General features: G+C 60.7%; 1 protein-coding gene. It reads right to left on the reverse strand.

Features of this window, described 5'->3' with window-relative positions; translation table 11 throughout:
- On the reverse strand, positions 1 to 1181 hold a 1181-nt coding region (locus tag ACQ5BM_RS34550; RefSeq protein WP_429820842.1), incomplete at its 3' end, for an IS481 family transposase.
- Positions 1182 to 1258 lie beyond the last annotated feature (77 nt).

Raw genomic sequence — 1258 nt, forward strand, 5'->3', positions numbered from 1 at the left:
ATGGGTGACAATCTCGTGCCGAACGGATTGTCGATGGTTTGCAATGTCCTCTGCTCCAAGTCGATATATCCCAGATCATAGTGCATGAAGCTGACGAGCCAAATGCCGTCGTCGACTTCCTTGATTCCGAGTTTCTGTCCTGCCAGCACGGTCGAGATGTTGATCTTCTTGCGATAGATGCAGATGCGGCCGCAATTGGTGACGAGCGCGTCTCGATCGTGGAAGGGATAGTCGATCTCCGGCAGGCCCCGGTAGGGTCTTGCGGATGCGACATAGAGACTGGCGGGCAGCTTCATTTCCAGCGCTTCGTGCGGCCGCTCCTGATTGAATTCGTTGACGAAAGCATCGAAGCGGGCCTGCTGCTGGAGGATGTTTTGGCCGGGTGGTCGGGTGGCCTCTTTCTTCAACGTCAGGTGCATGCGCTCATGCCGGCCGTTCTGTTGGGGACGGCCGGGCCTGATGCGCTCGAGCGCGATGCCGAGCCTGAGCCACCAGACCGACAGCTTCGAGAGATTGTAGAGCCCGTTCGGCGAGGCAAAGGGCAAGCCGTTGTCGCTTCTGATCGCGAGCGGAAGGCCGCATTCGGCAAACAGCCGCCGGAAAGCGTCGAAGACGCCCTGTTCTCGGGTCGATTCGAAGGCTTCGCAGCAAAGAAGGTAGCGCGATGCCTGGTCGGTGATTGTGAGCGGGTAACAGTATCGGCCATTGCCGAGCTTGAACTCGCCCTTGAAGTCGGCACACCACAGATCGTTTGGCATGAATGCCTGCGACAGCGGCGTTCCTTCGGCGCGAAAGCGCTGTCGCTTGCGGGCATGGGTGACGAGCCCGTGCCGGTCGAGCACGGCATGCACGGTGCTCTTGGACGGCACGCGCGCATCGCCGGCGAGCCGCTTCACCAGCAGTTCGCGGATCTTCCTGGCCCCCCAGTGGGGCTTCTCCTTCTTGCAGGAGACGATCATCGCCTCGACCGCCCCGGGCAACTGGTTGGCGTAGCGCACCGGCCGGCGCGACCGATCCGTCAGCGCCTCCAGACCGTCGTCCTTATAGCGATTGAAGATCTTGTAGCCGGTCTTGCGCGAGATGCCGAAGGCCCGGCACACATCGCTCATGCCTTCGCCCTCAAGCAGCCGGGCGACAAATCGCAGACGTTCCTCCATCACCGAAGTCTCTCTCCACGGCATCAACACCTCCCGCAAAAAGCGAAAAGTGTTACCCATGTCTCCGGTACGAAACGTCACCTATCTCTCAGGTCGGGCAC

The sequence above is a fragment of the Ensifer sp. B1-9 genome, assembly GCF_050474445.1.
Classification (GTDB): Bacteria; Pseudomonadota; Alphaproteobacteria; order Rhizobiales; family Rhizobiaceae; genus Ensifer.